Origin of the sequence: Nitrospina gracilis Nb-211 (assembly GCF_021845525.1) — a bacterium.
GTDB lineage: Bacteria > Nitrospinota > Nitrospinia > Nitrospinales > Nitrospinaceae > Nitrospina > Nitrospina gracilis_A.
In genome coordinates, this window is sequence record NZ_JAKJKD010000001.1 from 2,946,804 (window position 1) to 2,962,076 (window position 15,273).

Here is a 15,273-nt window from a genome sequence, read left to right on the forward strand (position 1 = left end):
ATTCCCCTCCTTTGGCTAGAAAATTGGGACGAATTGCGCATGACTTCTAAGTACTTGCTATTCAGTTTTTACGGATGCCTACCAATATACTTGAATGTTTATTATTATGTCAATAATTTTTTTGAATTAACTTTTATTTAAACAAATTTATATAAATTTAAATAAATTTATAGCCCGGCTTGCGACGCCGCCAAAGGGCCGCTCTCCCGCTTCTGAAGCGGGTTTCCCGGCCTCCGGCATCCGCAAACGCAACCACCGGCCCATTGAAAAGACAGGCCTATTCGCCACATCGCATTCCCCTCCGCGGGCCCGGCTAAAAAAAGAGTGCGAATGCCTCGCCTCCAGCTTTCAAATGCCGGTTGGAATGGCCCGGCAATTCCGCTACAATCTTCCGCCATGAAACACGTTTACCTCGAAACCTTCGGGTGCCAGATGAATGTGGCCGACACCGACCGCATGGAACTGCTGCTGTTCCATTCCGGCTACACCCGCACACAACATGCGGAGGATGCGGACCTCATCCTGGTCAACACCTGTTCGATCCGGGACAAGGCGGAGCAAAAGGTGTATTCGCTGTTCGGCTCGTTCCGCCCGCTCAAGCAACAGAACCCGGACCTGTTGTTCGGACTCGCCGGGTGCCTGGCGCAACAGGAGCAGGAGTCCCTGCTGAAGCGCATGCCGTTTCTGGATTTCATCATCGGTCCCGACGCGGTGGAGGACATTCCGCTTGCTGTCGACCGTGTTCGCCGCGAGGGCAAACCGCTGGCCTGGACGGAGTTCGACCGCGAGAAGCATTACTCCATTCCCGTGGTCCAGCCGGTGAAACCGCCCGGCCCCAGCGCCTTCGTCAACATCATCAAGGGATGCGACAAGTTCTGTTCGTTCTGCGTGGTGCCGTTCACCCGCGGGCGGGAAAAGTCGCGGGAAGCGTCGGAGATCTACGGCGAGGTGCGGCAGTTGGTGGACCAGGGCGCGAGGGAGATCATCCTGCTCGGCCAGAACGTCAACGCCTACGGCAAACGCGGCCTCGAAAAACCGGTGGCCTTCCACGAACTGCTGTACGGCGTGGCGGAAATCCCCGGCGTCGAGCGCCTGCGCTTCACCACCAGCCACCCGCGCGACTTCACGCCCGAAACCGTTCAGGCGTTTCGCGAGATCGACAAGCTGGTCAACCATTTGCACCTGCCCGTGCAGTCCGGTAACGATCGCATTCTGGACCGCATGCGGCGCAGTCACACCGTGGCGGAGTACATGGAACAGATCGACGCACTGAGAAACGCGGTGCCGGACATCGCGCTGTCCACCGACATCATCGTCGGCTTTCCCGGCGAGACGGAAAGCGAGTTCGAAGACACGCTCCGCCTGATGGAGAAGGTGGGCTACAGCAACAGCTACATGTTCGCCTACAGCCCGCGGCCCAACACCCCCGCCGCGTTGTACGAGGACTCCGTGCCGGAGGAGGAAAAGAAACGCCGCCTGCACGCCACCATCGACCTGCAGTCGCGGCTGACGGACCAACTGAGTCAACAGTTCCTCGACAAAGAAGTCGAGGTGCTGGTGGAAAGCCGGACGTCGCGGCAGAACATGACGTTCAAAGGCCGGAACCCGGAATACTGGATGGTGATCTTCTCAGGCGGAGAGGATGAATTGCAGACCGGCGACCTCGCCCGTGTCCGGGTGCACAGCGCACAGGGCCATGTCCTGAAAGGCGAATACGTTTCCAAACACGCACCGGCTACCGCGGTGAGCCTGTAAGTCCTTCCCGAAAATTTGGATACACTTTACACAGATACGCACATCCTGTATCTGCCCTTCATTTTATCTGCTCAATAAATTCCCAGGTTGTTGTAGATGTCTTCTTCGAGAAGGTCGGCGTCGGGGCCGATCATCTGGAGGGTCATGCGCATGTCGCGGATGGATTTCACGTCCGGCGGGTCCAGCCGGTCGGAGAGTTTTTCGAGCGTATCGGTGCAGAACTCGTCGAGGTCCGCCAGCACCTCCAGTATTTCAGTGGGCAGGTCTTCCAGGCTCACCTGTTGGGACTCAAGGTAACGCAGGACCTGGATGAGGCGCAGTTTGACGCCCACCGTCTGGTTGCGGATGTCGGACACCGGTTTCGGTTCCGGGCATTGCAGTTCTTCGCAGATGCCCTGGAGCATTTTGCGCAGATAACGGTAGAACGCCTTGTGCTGGCGGTCGTCGTAAAAGCGGTCGCGCTTCGCGCCGAACAGCAGGTCGAACACCGCTTCGATGTCGAAGTCATCTGTCGCCATCACCGAAACCAGGATGGCCTTGAACTCGAGGTCGTTGAAGGCGAGCCCCATGTCTTCGAAAATTTCAGAAAGCGATCCCGTCCGGCCGGTGGGGGTTTGCTCCACCACTTCCCACACGTAAGGCTCCGGGCCCGAAGGGTTGTCCGGAGCGAGATGAATGCCCCGCAGTTCATCGCGCACCACGCGCATGCGGTTCAGGCTTTCCACCATCTCCGGCAATGAGAACGCGGGAATCTCCACCCGCCGCTCGACCAGCGTGAACAGCGCATACAGAAGCTGTTTATCAAGGCGATCGGGTCCCTTTCTTTTGCGGGTGAACAAATCGGACAGCACCCGCTCGAGCGCGATGTACAACGACCGAAGACGAATGCGGTCGCCCCGCTCCCTGTCCGCCGGGTACGGATGCAAAGAGAACGTACCGCCGCGGTAATCCTCCAGCCGCGCCTGCAGGGCGTCGCCCGGTTTCATTCCATGCTCTCGATGGAGCGCGCGCACGTCCCACGCGGTGACGGTGAGCATGCTTTTGCCGGGCACGAACTGGTTGACCTTGATCTGGTCAGGGAAATGCCGCTCATCACAGTATTGAAAATACGGAATGACGTCTTCGATGAAAAACGTTTTGCGTTGTTTTGGAATGGCACGGCCGTCGGCATCGACAAACGCCAGATCGCCTTCTTCCAACTCGCACGACACGAATGGCGCCAGCCGGTGGCCGGGCACGAGCAGTCCCTCTTCCTGCTCCACCTTGCCGGGATACAGGATGAGTGGAATGCGCCCCAGCCGGTTGAGGATGAGACGGAATGGAAGAAAATCGTTGTCGCCGACTTCAATCAGATAATCGTGGTTGTTGAGCTTGGCTTTCAGATGATCCAGCGTGTCGGGCGCAATGCGTCGCCGCCAGCGTTCCTGAATGCGAGAGACGTAATCCTCTAATGTGAAGGGGGCCTGCGATTCGCGGATCAATGTTTCGGCGAGCGTGTGGAGCGTCAGTCTTGGCGGCATGAACGAAAAAACCCGGTTCGGTAATGATGGTTCGTGGAAAAACGAAAGAAAACCGGATCGGCAGGAATGCTTCCCGTTGAATCAAGGCAGGCTATGGTGGGCCGCTTGTGGGAATCTGCGACCCGATGTGCTGGCCAAATGCTAACACAAAAAAATTGCGGTGTGTACCCCCATTGTATTGGAAGGCAGTGAAGCGGAAGGGAATGGAAAAACCCACCCCGCCCTTCACCCTCACCCCGGCCCGTCACTCCGTGAGTGGTCCCGCCAGGAGAGAGGGTCCGGTGACAGGTGTTTGTTTAAAACGTTTCCTCAGGCATTGCCTGATTGGCGCGGGCATGGCCCGATTAACGATAGGGCATCTGGTTGCCGGACAGTTGCGCCTCGATGTCCCGCTCGATCTGGTTCTCGCTGGTGACGAACTGCTCGAGTTCTTTTTCGCTGTTGAACTCGAACGTGCGCGGTTCCTTCTGTCCACAGATTTCTTCATCCTGCTCCACGATGACCTTCGTGCCTTCGATCGACTGGATGGAGAATTTTTTGCGGGTGCGCAGGCGCGCAAAGATTTTGCGGTAGTTGATTTCTATGTCATGTGCATGCTGCTCGGACATATCGCACTCCTTAATTTATGAAAAACGGTTGAAATCCGGGTTCGATGCTTTGAGTTTGGACCCATTATAGAATTCCCCGGGACGGAGTTCAACCGGGTTGCACCCGCCGGAAATGGTTTGGAGCAAACTGGATACTGCTTTAGAGTCACGGCGGAGGTGCCGGCCGATGGGCGGTAGCCATCCGCTTTGGACGCACCCCGCGCCCACCGATCATCGCAGGGATCACTGAGCAGCAGCCATTTGCTCCGGGCGCAGTCCGCGCCCACCGATCATCGCAGGGATCACTGAGCAGCAGCCATTTGCTCCGGGCGCAGTCCGCGCCCACCGATCATCGCAGGGATCACTGAGCAGCAGCCATTTGCTCCGGGCGCAGTCCGCGCCCACCGATCATCGCAGGGATCACTGAGCAGCAGCCATTTGCTCCGGGCGCAGTCCGCGCCCACCGATCATCGCAGGGATCACTGAGCAGCAGCCATTTGCTCCGGGCGCAGTCCGCGCCCACCGATCATCGCAGGGATCACTGAGCAGTAGCCATTTGCTCCGGACGCAGTCCGCGCCTACTCGAATTTGCGCAGAACGAGGGTGGAGTTTTTCGAGCCGAAGGAGATGCAGTTGCTGATGGCGGTGCGAATAGGAGTGTCCCGGCTTTCGTTGGCGATGTAGTCCATATCGCATTCGGGATCGGGGTTTTCCAAATTGATGGTGGGCGTGAGCACTCCGTGCTTCAAAGACAGCGCCGTCACCGTGACCCCCAACGCCCCGGACGCTCCCTGCGGGTGCCCCACCATCGACTTGGTCGAGCTCACCGGAATTTTCATCGCATATCCATTGAGCGCCTGCTTGACGGCGAGCGTCTCGATCTTGTCGTTGAGCACGGTCGAGGTGCCGTGGAAGTTGATGTAGTCCACATCCATGTCGCTCAGCCGCGCGTCCTTGAGCGCCAGCTTCAGCGCGCGTGTCGACTGCTTGCCATCGGGCATGATGGCAACGCGATGATACGCATCGCAGGTGGTGCCGTAACCGATGATCTCGGCGTACACCTTGGCCCGGCGCTTTTGCGCGCGTTCCAGGTCTTCCAGAACCAGCATCCAACTCCCTTCCGCCAGCACGAAACCTTCGCGGTCCCTGTTGAACGGACGCGACCCGCGTGTGGGATCGCCGTTGAAATGCACCGGGTTGGCGCGCATGCGCTGGAAGCCGGTCATCATCGCCGGCGTCACGCAGGCTTCGACGCCTCCGGTCAGAAACCAGTCTTCCTGCCCGAAACGGATGGCGTTGAAGGCGTAGCCCATGGCGTCGGTCGAGCTGGTGCATCCGTTGCTGATGACATGGCTCCGCCCCTGCAGGCCGAAACGCATCGACACCTCGCTCGACAGCATGCCGACCAGCGAATTGGAGATGGCATAGGGGCTGATCTTGTGGCGGTCGTCGGAGTAGAAAAACGCAAACTGCTTTTCCGAGAAGTCGAATCCGGAACCACCGGTGCCCACCAGCACGCCCAGGCTCTCGAAATCCTCTTCCTCAAAATCCTTGAAGTTGATGCCCGCGTCCTCGAAAGCCTCGGTCGCCGCCGCCACGCACAGAGGCACCGAGCGCGGCAGTTTTTTGAGCTCGGTTTCGCCGTAAACCTGCCGGGGGTCAAAGTCGGTCACCTCCCCCGCAATCATGCAGTCCAGCCCTTCGGGATCGAAACTCTGAATGCGGTCGATGCCGCTGACCCCGTTGCAGGTGTTTTTCCAGAATGTGTCTTTACCGATCCCGTTGGGACTGACGACACCCAGACCGGTGATCACCACTCGTCTTGGAAACATACGTTCACTTGCTCAAAAGAAAAAGATGAAGGCGCGATTCTACCACACCCGAAGCTCCTATTATATACGGGTCCACCCCCTGCCGGGAGGAGACCTTTCAGCGCAATCGATCGGAAATATTCTCACTGCCGGGTTTTAGTGCTATGCTTTGCCGGAACGCAGACAGTCCGTTTGCGGGCCCCCTTTCTGGAGCATGCCGTTTTTGAGCCTGAACCTTTCCATACGCGAACAGACCGGACAGATGCTGATCGCCGGGTTTGAGGGCACCCGCATCACCCGCGCCGTCGAAGACCTGATCCTCAACCACCACATCGGCGGGTTGATCCTGTTCGACCGCAACTACGAGAACCCCCAGCAATTGCATGCATTGACGCGGGACCTGCAACAGGTAGCGGCGGCGTCCTCCATCGGCCTGCCGCTGTTCCTCTCCGTGGACCAGGAAGGCGGCCGCGTGGCGCGGCTGAAAGCACCGTTCACGGAGTTCCCCCCGGCGATCGGCCTCGATCGCGTGCGGTCCGAGGACCTCGCTTACGAGTTCGGCCGCGCCCTGACGCGCGAGCTTTTCGAGGTGGGCATCAATATGGATTACGCGCCGGTGCTGGACGTCCACACGCATCCTGACAACCCCGTCATCGGCGATCGCGCATTCAGCACCGATCCGCGCTGGGCCGGACTGCTGGCGGTGGCGTTCATGAAGGGGTGCCGCGACTCCGGCGTGATTCCCGTCGGCAAACACTTTCCCGGCCACGGCGACACACACCTCGACTCCCACCACGACCTGCCATGGGTGGATCGCGATGCGGAAGGCTTGCAAAGTGTCGAGCTGGCGCCGTTTGCGCACGCCATCCAGCACGGGCTGGGGGCCATCATGACCGCCCATGTCATGTACCCGGCGTGGGACAAACACCTGCCGGCAACGTTTTCGAAACGCATCCTGCAGGACATCCTGCGCGGACAGATGGGCTTCGATGGCGTGATCATTTCCGATGACCTGGAGATGAAAGCGGTGGATCAGCATTTTTCGTTCGACACCTTCGCCGAACGCGGTGTCGAAGCGGGGGTGGACGCCTTCCTCATCTGCCACCACCGCGACAAGGTGCTGGCCCTGCACGACCAGCTGAACCGCGGGGTGGAGTGCGGACGCATCGACCCCGCCCGCATCGAAACATCCGTTGAGCGCCTGCTTCACTTAAAAGCCAAACTGCGGCAGCCGCCTGAACAGCCGCCGGAACCAGCAGGCTGGACCTCCTACCATCAACCCATCGCCGACCGCCTGCGACAGGCGGGCGAGCCTTTCGCCTGAGTCTGAGTAAAAAACCCCCTATTTATCAATACATTGTATTCTGATACAGGCTTTGGCTGTTTTTCGACCAGCCTGTAATTATTGATTCGATACATATGTCACTTTGGGCTAAGTTTTAGCTCATCCGGCAAAAAAAATTTGATATCGATAAGCCTAATAAATGATCGATTCGGCCCTTCCAAAAAAGTTTGGAAGAGGGATTATTGTGCGGAATTTATACCCCCATTCCCTCTTTCAGGAATAAATCAAAGTAAAAGCTTGAATGGCCAGAGCCATACAAAATAAGTTCAAAAACATAAATATAGTATTAATACTATATATATAGTATTATATAGTATGCAAACATGGCATTTGGAAAACCGATAAACTTTCTCAGCATCAACCATTCGGGACTCCAAATTATTACCGAGGTCACCCATAATTCCCCGAAGTCGGGGGACCTAAACAGATATACATTAAGCCCCCACTTTCAATGTTTTGATTGACGAAAACGCCGGAATGGCTAGAGTAGTTGCTTAGTTATCAATTTAGGCTGGCTTTACGGTTTGCTTAGGGGAAGCGAACCGAAGCCCACCAGCATTCAGGTAGAGTTTATTTTCAATGAGAAAAAAAGTGGATGTGTATCATAATGGTTATTAGAATCCACGCCTTAAAGCACCACTTTCTGTCTAACTAATTACTGGGCAAGCACGATGCCTGAAAAAAAACATAAAGGAACCGCCAAGCATCTGGGATCACGCCTGCGTCAGTGGCGAAAGACGATCCCGATGAAATCTTATGAGTTGGCAAAACTCATCAAGATCTCCCAGGGCTCGTTATCCGATATCGAAAACGAGAAATCCCTGCCGTCCGCTGACACCATTGCCAAGCTGTACCAGTTCTCCAATCTCAACATTGTCTGGCTGCTGACTGGGAAAGGCCCCATGACTCGCGACGAGTCGGCTTCCACGCAGGAAGAAGGAATGGTCAACTCCATGCTGGAGCAGTATGGGGAAGATCAGAAACTGCGGGAAGTGATTGAGAAGGTCGTCCGCATTTACAAAAAAGGAGGCTTGGAAAAGCGGGCGCACCTGATTGGTTTTGTCAATGGAGCGGATCCGGGCGAATGAGCCCCGGCCAGGCGGTTCATTGCCCCGACTAGCTTCCTTTTGCTTGAAACGTTTCTTCACCCGCCACGGACAACGTCAAATTCCACGTCGCACCGCAAACCTCCCCCGCATTCAATCGTAGAAGACGTACATTCAGCAGGCAGGAGCCCTGATAAGTGCGCTCGAATCCTTCTTCCGATTGCGAGATGGTCTCGGCCGGATACCACCACCAGGCTCCTTCCGGTTCGGATTCCAGCATCAACGAAAAACCGAATGCCTCGTCGCACAGGCCGAAACGTTTCACTCCGCTCAGTTCCCCCTCACTGTTCATGCGCGGCCGTTCGGAACCGAATCCGGGAGACAGATAATAGCGGTCCGGCGCATCGCCCGCCAACAGGGTGAAGTTGAACTCTTCCGCCCACAGCATGTTCAGCGCGCGATCGCCCGTGTTGGTGACGGTCACGGAAACCGTCATTCCCCCCCGGTCCGGGTCAAAAGCGTATTGCTTGTTCACCCTCACCGGGTGGGCCCCGGCATCACCCGCCACCGTGCCTTCCCGTCTCAATTCCAGTTCAAATGGCGCACCCGCCGCCGCGTCCGGTCGCCGCATCACTTCATACGGCTGTCCGGTGAAATCACCCAATTCGCGGTAGCGGCTGGACTTCATGTCCGTGAGCGTGGTGCCTGGGGGAAGAAAGCGTTCCATGAACGAATACCGCTCGTTGGCATCGTAAAACAACCGGTCCCGGAGGCCCGGTTCTTTAGCGCGCACCCGGTCATGGATGGACGCGGGTTGCCCCTCCCCCACGGTGTGTGGCGCATCGGCTTTTTCCAACTGGCGGTGGTAGGCCTCCTCGCGACGCTTGAGCACATTGCTGAGGTTGAAGCACACCGGACGGCAGTCCAGCTCGAACACCGCGCCGCCGTAGGCCGGGACGATGCCCGCGGTCATCAGGGGATTGGACACGATCACCTCCTCGTGCCCGTCGTGATTGTAATCGAGCACCTCAACCTGAAGCCCGCGGTCGTTGCCGCCGAGCAAGGCGTCGGCGATATTTTCCGCGGCGATGAGGTGGTTGTACAAGGCGTGCCGCAGATAATTCAGATACAGCCCGCCGAACAAGCCGTGCCACTGGGCGCAGTTGCACTGGCCGCGGTACAATTCGCGCAGGGCGCCGCTTTCCTTCTGCTGTTCGAGCGTCAGGCGGTGCACTTTCCTGCTCACGTACAGCATTTTTTTGTGCATGAGGTTGCTTTCCTCGTACTTGGTGAGGAAGTTGTCCCACTGCCCGCCGCGCAGAAATGTGCGATAACCGTCTTCCTCCAGCAGGCCGCGCTCCTTAAGTTGCTCCTTGAAATCCTCAAAGCGCGAGGCGGCGCGGTGTGGCAGGGCCCACTCCATCATCTCGTCATACGACGCCATCGGCAGGTACACCCGTCCCACCGGCGGCGTGCTCTGGATGTAGTCGCTGAAGGTCACCGTCTCCAGCCAGTCGCGGTTCGCCTCCAACGCGGCAAACAGGTTTTTGAGATACCCTTTCTCATACACCCACTCATACGTTTCCGGCCAGCCGCCGAATTTTTCGCCATCGTCGGCGTAGGTGACGGCGTCGAAGCCGCTCTCATCGCGGAAGCGTTTCAGATGCTCGAGGGTTTTCTCCGGCAGGTCGAACGGAATCGAGTAGCGCAGGGTTTTGCTGATGGGAAACACCTTGAGCGCGTGGCCCTGGTTTTCGGTGATGTAGTGGCCGGAGATCTGGTTCGTCTCCAATCCGGCGTAATAAAAATGAGTGTCGTCGAGCACCGTGTACTCGATGCCCGCCTGCGACAGCAGGCCGGGAAGCGTGGGCGACCAGATGCGCTCCGCCAGCCACAGGCCGCGCGGCGGCTGGCCGAATTCGGCTTCGAGAAACTCGTTCATCATGCGGATCTGGCCGACGGCGTCTTCCTCCGGCAGGCTGGACAGGATGGGTTCGTAAAAGCCGCCGCTCATCATCTCCAGCCGTCCGGCCCGCACCAGATCCCGCAGACGCTTGAAAAAATCCGGGCGGTGCTTTTGCATCCATTCCAGAAGCGGGCCGGTGAAGTGCGCCGCGGTGCGCAGGCTTTCGAACGGCTCCAGCACATCGAAATATGGCCGGTAGCTTTTTTCGAACAACTCCTCGAACACGTGATCGAAGTTGCCGACGGGCTGGTGATTGTGCACGCCGAACAGCAGTTTCAGCTTTCGCATGGATGCATCTTTTAAAAGGGGAAAAAAGGTTCAACCCACACAGCTTAATTCAAAATCCGGCGGGGAAACACGAAAATTTCCGTAAGAATTCGGGGTGGGGGGAGACGGAGGTCAGCCTTCTTCTTCCAACGTCAACGGCGCATCGTCGAACAGGCGCAGGGTGTAGAGGTGGTGGTACAAACCTTCCCTGGCCATCAACTCGGTGTGCGTGCCGACCTCCACCACGCGGCCCTTTTCCATGACCACGATCTTGTCGGCATTGTGCACGGTGCTCAGCCGATGGGCGATGATGAACGTCGTTCTGCCTTTCATCAACTCCTCAAGCGCCTCGCTGATGAGGTGCTCCGACTGGGTGTCGAGCGACGAGGTCGCCTCGTCCAGCACCAGGATGCGCGGGTCTTTCAGCATGGCGCGGGCGATGGCCACGCGCTGGCGTTCGCCGCCGGAGAGCTTCACGCCCTTTTCACCGACGATGGTGTCGTAACCCTTTTCCAGATCGCGGATGAAGGCTTCCGCGTTGGCGGTTTTCGCGGCGCGATGCAGTTCTTCTTCCGTCGCATCCAGTTTGCCGTACAGGATGTTCTCGCGCACGGTGCCGCCGAACAGGTGCGTCTCCTGCGGCACCAGCGCCACCTGCTTCAGATACGCCGTGAGATCCAGTTGGCGCACGTCGTGTCCGTCCACGCGGATGGCGCCCTGATCGACGTCGAAGAAGCGGTGCAGAAGCTGGATGAGGGTGGACTTGCCCGCGCCGCTCGGCCCCACCAGCGCCACGCGCTCGCCGGGCTGGATGTGCAGGCTCACGTCCTCGATCACCGGCCGCTCCGGCGAATACCCAAAGGTGACGTGATCGAATTCGATGCGGCCGTCGATGCGGTCCAGCACCACCGGGTGTTCCGGTTGTTGAACGACCGGTTTCAGGTCCATGATCTCGTACACCCGGCGGATGGCGCCCAGCGCTTCCTGGACCTGCGTATAGAGCCGAACGAAGGTGCCGATGGGTCCGGCGATGATGATGGCATAAAGAAAGAACGCCGCCAGTTCGCCCGGCGTGGTGGTTCCCAGCATCACCTGCCGGCCGCCGTACCACACCAATGCCGTCGAGGCCAAAAACGTGAGGAACAGGATGAACGGACCGAATGCCGCGGAAATTTTTACTTTCTTCACCTCCGCGTCGAAGGCGTCCTCGATGCCTTCTTCAAATCGCTTCTGCTCGTAGGGCTCGCGCGTGTAAGACTTGACCACCTTGATGGACGAGACCATCTCCTCCAGCACCACCGTCGCTTTGGCCAGTCGATCCTGCACCTGCGCCGACAGGTCCTTCAAGCGCTTGCCGAACACCCGCGCGAACAGCATCAGCGGCGGCAGGATGAGCAGGATGAGTCCGGTCAGCTTCCAGTTCAGGTACACGATGATGGCCAGCCCGCCGATCAGGGTGATGGTCTGCCGGAGCACGGCGACGGGAATGGTGACCAGCGCCTTTTGAATGACGGTGATGTCATTGCCCATGCGCGAAAGAATTTCACCCACACGCCGCGAATGAAAAAACGACAGCGACAGTTTCTGGATGTGCGCGAAGAACTCCATGCGGAAATCGGCGGTGATGCGGTTGCCGACGAAGCCGAGGATGTAGTTGGTGGTCACGCCGAACGCCATCTGGAGGGTGATGATGAGAACGAGATCGAACGTCAGGCTGTTGAGCGCCTCCACGTTGTTCTGCACCACCACGGCGTTGATCATGTTGCGCACGATGAGCGGCAGGATCAGGGTGATGACGGACGTCAACGCCAGGCACAAAAAGGCCAGCGCGATGTTTCTGGTGTACGGCTTGGCGTAATGCAGGATTTTGGAAAATTCTTTCATGGACCGGAAATCACCCAGAAAAAGAGGGCGCACCCTCCGCTGGCGCACTCCAACAGGCTGTCGGATGAAAATGCTCATCATACCTTTTAGGCGTTTTCAATTCAACAAGTCCGTGCATGGCAAATCAATAAAAATAACCCTGAAATCAATGGGTTTGGGCCGACCCCGCCTCTCCCCATGGAAGGAACGCGAAACTTAAAAATTTTTCCAGAAATCCTCTCAAGTTGCACCCGCTTCCTGCCGTAGAGAAGAGCGGAACCAATGTATGACTCCCCTCCGGGGGTCCCAGCGGCGGTTCTAAAGCGACATTTTAGGGCGAATTTGAAAGAAATGTGAGGTGATGCACCATGCCTGCAGAAGTGAACCCAACCGTGCTTTCCAACCTGGTACCGGCAGGAACCGCACCCAAAGCCACGGGCAAGCCCCCGGCTGCGGCGCCGCCCACCCCTCGGGTGGACGCCGGCAACCAGAAGTTCGGTGGCGACAGGGTATCGCTTTCCGCGCGTGGCCTGCGGGCTTCCGGTCCCGATCGAACCGGTCCGGAACCCGGCAACCCGGTTGCTCCGAAGAAAACGGTGCGCGACGTGACGGAAGACCATCGGCTGGTGGTCAAGTTCGTGGATCCGGAAAGCGATGAAGTGGTCCGGCAGGTTCCCTCCGAGGACCTGCTCCGCCTGAAACGCGCGATGAGCGAGATCGTCGAGGAAAACCGCGAGGACGGCTGAGTCCACACCTTTCCAGATCGTGGCATTCAGGCTGTCTTCAGCGCGAAAGTCCTCACGCTCAGCGCACAGCCCAGGTGCAAATCAACCCCCGTGCTTTTTTACCGGTTTGTGGAAGGGTCGCTACCCGGCGACCGCTTCCATGAACCGGTTTTTTATTTCTTCCGGAGTGTGCGTCACCCGGCCGGTATTGGGATCGAATCCCGGCTCCACCTTCACCAAAAGAAACGTGGGGCCTTCGGCGGCGTGCAGTTTTTCGTAGGCGGGCTTCAACTCTTCCTTTTTCGTCACGCGCAGGACCTGCGTGTAACCGGAACTCTTCGCGACCTCTTCCAACCGGATCGTATTGGACAGCGACCGCTGCTTGCCGGTGGACTCGTACACCTCGTTGTCGATGCAGATGTGCAGGAGGTTTTTCGGTTGGGCGGCGGCGATCATTGCCAGCGTGCCCATCGCCATCAGCACGTTGCCGTCGCCGTCGAGGATGATGGTCTTCCTGTCCGGGCGCGCCATGGCCACGCCGAGTCCGATGGACGACGCCAGGCCCATCGACCCGATCATGTAGAAATTGCCCTTGCGGTCGTCCACGTTGAAAAACTCGCGGCTGATGTAGCCGTTGGCGCACACCACGGGTTCGTCTTTCAACAACGGCGCCAGTTCCCGGTAAACCTCAATGCCTTTCATCGAACATGCCTTTCTTGACCAGCAGGGTGTAGGGCAGGTGCTTGGCCCAGGCGTCTTCCGCCTGCGTCAGCAGGGCATCGACGTTGTCCTCGCTGATCACGTCGTGCATCATCCCCGCCGTGTCCAGCAGTTTCTCATTCACGTCACCCATGATGATGTGCTCCGGCGCGTCCTTGCCGCCGCACCCGCGCCAACTCATGATCACCAGCACCGGCAGGTTGTAGATGAGGTTGAGCGAGGTGAAGGCGTTGAGACTGTAACCGAGGCCGGAATTCTGCATGAGAAGCACCGGTTTCTTGCCCGCCATGAACGCGCCCGCGCACAGGCCCACCGCCGCGTCTTCCCGCACCGAGGGGAAGTACGACACGTCCTCGCGCGCTTCCAGGGCGGAGATCAGACCGGACAACAACGAGCACGGAACCCCGGTAAAGAAGTCGTACCCGCGCTCTCTTAACTTTTCAATAAAGGAATCGGATGCCAGCATGTTGAGTGTGCTCTTAGGGAGAGTGATGGGGCGTGGAGAGGCGATCGACAAACGGGAGCCGCGGCTCACCAGTTCTCGATCTTGCGCTCGCCTCCGTAAGTCATCTGCAGTTCGTGAATCTTCTTGATGTAATCGAGCACACCGTCCCTGCCGCGGAAGGTAACGCCCAGGTCGCGGGCCAGCTTATTGGACATGGGCACGCCGTTCTCGCCCATGGTGCCCTCAACTTCGCCGAATGAGTCGATGGCTTCCGCGATCATCTTCGCCAGTTCCATGTTGTGGATGTGGTCGTCCACCAGATGGATCACCTTGCCCGCGCAGTCCTTGTTGCCGAGGCTGTTGACGATGCCCTGAATCACGGAATCGACGGACACGTACTTGGTGCTTCCCTTCACGTCCACGTTGTAATTGGTGGCGAGGAAATCGACGGTGTTGAACCACTCCGACTTCTGGATCTCCGGCCGCACGCCGTAGATGAGCACCGGGCGGAAAATGGTGACATCGAAATAGCGGCTCTTCTGAAAAAAGAAACAGAACGATTCGATCGCCGACTTGATGGATCCGTACAGCGTGCCGGGTTGAACGGGATGCGTTTCGTCCAGCGGATTCTGTTCGTTGACCGTCGGCAGGATTTGCCCGAACACGTTGCACGCGCTCAGAAAGATGAACTGCTTCACCTTGGCGCGCCGCGCCGCTTCCAGCAGATCGAACGAACCGCTGACATTCACGTTCACCAGTTGGTCGGCGGTCTGCACTGGACCGGGAAAATGCGCGAGATGGATGACCACATCGCGGCCTTCCACCAGCTTGTTCAGCGACTCCTTGTCCTCCAGGCCGCCGATGACGTAATCGACCTCTTCAAACGGCTTGAGGTGTTCCACCACACTGCCCTCGCGGATGAGGGCGCGCACGTCGAAATTGGCCGGGCCGAATTTCGGGTCTTCCTCAGCGGACTTTTTGCCGTGGAGTTTATTGATCAGGTGGGACCCGACCATACCGGTGATCCCGGTCATTGCGATTTTCATGAAAAAACCTCCGAGCCTTTCCTTAACCGGCGGGCTCCGCCGGGTTGCCGTTGCCTTTGGGAATCGCCCTCATACGGATGCAGTGCATGCCGCAGGACGACACAACCTCTTCAGGATGGACCAATTATGGTGGCCCCCATTTTTGAAGTCAACCCGATTCTGGAAACCACTCAATGG

Annotated in this window: 12 protein-coding genes; 4 read left to right on the forward strand and 8 right to left on the reverse strand. The window is 58.1% G+C overall.

Annotation, left to right across the window (positions count from 1 at the left end):
• Nucleotides 1–396: 396 nt before the first annotated feature.
• Nucleotides 397–1,755: a tRNA (N6-isopentenyl adenosine(37)-C2)-methylthiotransferase MiaB gene (gene miaB, locus J2S31_RS13950; RefSeq protein WP_237099769.1), complete on the forward strand. Its 1,359-nt coding sequence runs from the start codon at nt 397–399 to the stop codon at nt 1,753–1,755.
• Nucleotides 1,756–1,826: 71 nt separating this feature from the next.
• Here the strand turns inward: miaB and J2S31_RS13955 are convergent, their stop codons facing one another.
• The 3 genes from J2S31_RS13955 to J2S31_RS13965 form a co-directional block, all read right to left on the reverse strand.
• Nucleotides 1,827–3,275 (reverse strand): hypothetical protein, encoded by a 1,449-nt coding sequence (locus tag J2S31_RS13955; protein ID WP_237099770.1) that lies wholly within the window; start codon nt 3,273–3,275, stop codon nt 1,827–1,829.
• A gap of 344 nt (nt 3,276–3,619) precedes the next feature.
• Nucleotides 3,620–3,883 carry a hypothetical protein gene (locus tag J2S31_RS13960; protein WP_237099771.1) on the reverse strand — a complete coding sequence of 88 codons (264 nt, stop codon included), beginning with the start codon at nt 3,881–3,883 and terminating at the stop codon, nt 3,620–3,622.
• A gap of 557 nt (nt 3,884–4,440) precedes the next feature.
• Nucleotides 4,441–5,694 (reverse strand): beta-ketoacyl-[acyl-carrier-protein] synthase family protein, encoded by a 1,254-nt coding sequence (locus tag J2S31_RS13965; protein ID WP_237099772.1) that lies wholly within the window; start codon nt 5,692–5,694, stop codon nt 4,441–4,443.
• 193 nt (nt 5,695–5,887) lie between these two features.
• Here J2S31_RS13965 and nagZ point away from each other — a divergent pair, with 193 nt between their 5' ends.
• On the forward strand, nt 5,888–6,997 hold the full coding sequence (nagZ, locus tag J2S31_RS13970) for a beta-N-acetylhexosaminidase (RefSeq protein WP_237099773.1): 1,110 nt from the start codon (nt 5,888–5,890) through the stop codon (nt 6,995–6,997).
• A gap of 692 nt (nt 6,998–7,689) precedes the next feature.
• Complete coding sequence (locus J2S31_RS13975) at nt 7,690–8,106, forward strand: helix-turn-helix domain-containing protein (RefSeq protein ID WP_237099774.1); 417 nt, start codon at nt 7,690–7,692, stop codon at nt 8,104–8,106.
• Between the two features lie 28 nt (nt 8,107–8,134).
• On the opposite strand, the gene J2S31_RS13980 is transcribed toward J2S31_RS13975, so the two are convergent.
• A complete protein-coding gene (locus tag J2S31_RS13980) occupies nt 8,135–10,318 on the reverse strand; it encodes an alpha-amylase/4-alpha-glucanotransferase domain-containing protein (protein WP_237099775.1) in 2,184 nt (727 codons plus the stop codon).
• A gap of 111 nt (nt 10,319–10,429) precedes the next feature.
• Complete coding sequence (locus J2S31_RS13985; RefSeq protein ID WP_237099776.1) at nt 10,430–12,181, reverse strand: ABC transporter ATP-binding protein; 1,752 nt, start codon at nt 12,179–12,181, stop codon at nt 10,430–10,432.
• Nucleotides 12,182–12,528: 347 nt separating this feature from the next.
• Between J2S31_RS13985 and J2S31_RS13990 the strand changes: the two genes are divergently transcribed.
• Nucleotides 12,529–12,906 carry a flagellar protein FlaG gene (locus tag J2S31_RS13990; RefSeq protein ID WP_237099777.1) on the forward strand — a complete coding sequence of 126 codons (378 nt, stop codon included), beginning with the start codon at nt 12,529–12,531 and terminating at the stop codon, nt 12,904–12,906.
• 120 nt (nt 12,907–13,026) lie between these two features.
• On the opposite strand, the gene J2S31_RS13995 is transcribed toward J2S31_RS13990, so the two are convergent.
• The 3 genes from J2S31_RS13995 to J2S31_RS14005 are packed head-to-tail and all read right to left on the reverse strand — an operon-like array spanning nt 13,027 to nt 15,096.
• Nucleotides 13,027–13,587 carry a thiamine pyrophosphate-dependent enzyme gene (locus tag J2S31_RS13995; RefSeq protein ID WP_237099778.1) on the reverse strand — a complete coding sequence of 187 codons (561 nt, stop codon included), beginning with the start codon at nt 13,585–13,587 and terminating at the stop codon, nt 13,027–13,029.
• Entirely contained in the window at nt 13,574–14,140 is a 567-nt protein-coding gene (locus J2S31_RS14000; RefSeq protein WP_237099779.1) for a thiamine pyrophosphate-binding protein, read from the reverse strand. Before J2S31_RS14000 ends, J2S31_RS13995 begins: the two co-directional genes overlap by 14 nt.
• Entirely contained in the window at nt 14,137–15,096 is a 960-nt protein-coding gene (locus tag J2S31_RS14005; RefSeq protein WP_237099780.1) for an NAD-dependent epimerase/dehydratase family protein, read from the reverse strand. Before J2S31_RS14005 ends, J2S31_RS14000 begins: the two co-directional genes overlap by 4 nt.
• Nucleotides 15,097–15,273 lie beyond the last annotated feature (177 nt).

Bases quoted from the DNA above. Each gene is read 5' to 3' on its own strand.
- J2S31_RS14005 (WP_237099780.1), bottom strand. From the start codon at position 15,096: ATGAAAATCGCAATGACCGGGATCACCGGTATGGTCGGGTCCCACCTG.
- J2S31_RS13975 (WP_237099774.1), top strand. From the start codon at position 7,690: ATGCCTGAAAAAAAACATAAAGGAACCGCCAAGCATCTGGGATCACGC.
- J2S31_RS13960 (WP_237099771.1), bottom strand. From the start codon at position 3,883: ATGTCCGAGCAGCATGCACATGACATAGAAATCAACTACCGCAAAATC.
- nagZ (WP_237099773.1), top strand. From the start codon at position 5,888: ATGCCGTTTTTGAGCCTGAACCTTTCCATACGCGAACAGACCGGACAG.
- miaB (WP_237099769.1), top strand. From the start codon at position 397: ATGAAACACGTTTACCTCGAAACCTTCGGGTGCCAGATGAATGTGGCC.
- J2S31_RS13995 (WP_237099778.1), bottom strand. From the start codon at position 13,587: ATGAAAGGCATTGAGGTTTACCGGGAACTGGCGCCGTTGTTGAAAGAC.
- J2S31_RS13965 (WP_237099772.1), bottom strand. From the start codon at position 5,694: ATGTTTCCAAGACGAGTGGTGATCACCGGTCTGGGTGTCGTCAGTCCC.
- J2S31_RS13955 (WP_237099770.1), bottom strand. From the start codon at position 3,275: ATGCCGCCAAGACTGACGCTCCACACGCTCGCCGAAACATTGATCCGC.
- J2S31_RS13990 (WP_237099777.1), top strand. From the start codon at position 12,529: ATGCCTGCAGAAGTGAACCCAACCGTGCTTTCCAACCTGGTACCGGCA.
- J2S31_RS13980 (WP_237099775.1), bottom strand. From the start codon at position 10,318: ATGCGAAAGCTGAAACTGCTGTTCGGCGTGCACAATCACCAGCCCGTC.
- J2S31_RS13985 (WP_237099776.1), bottom strand. From the start codon at position 12,181: ATGAAAGAATTTTCCAAAATCCTGCATTACGCCAAGCCGTACACCAGA.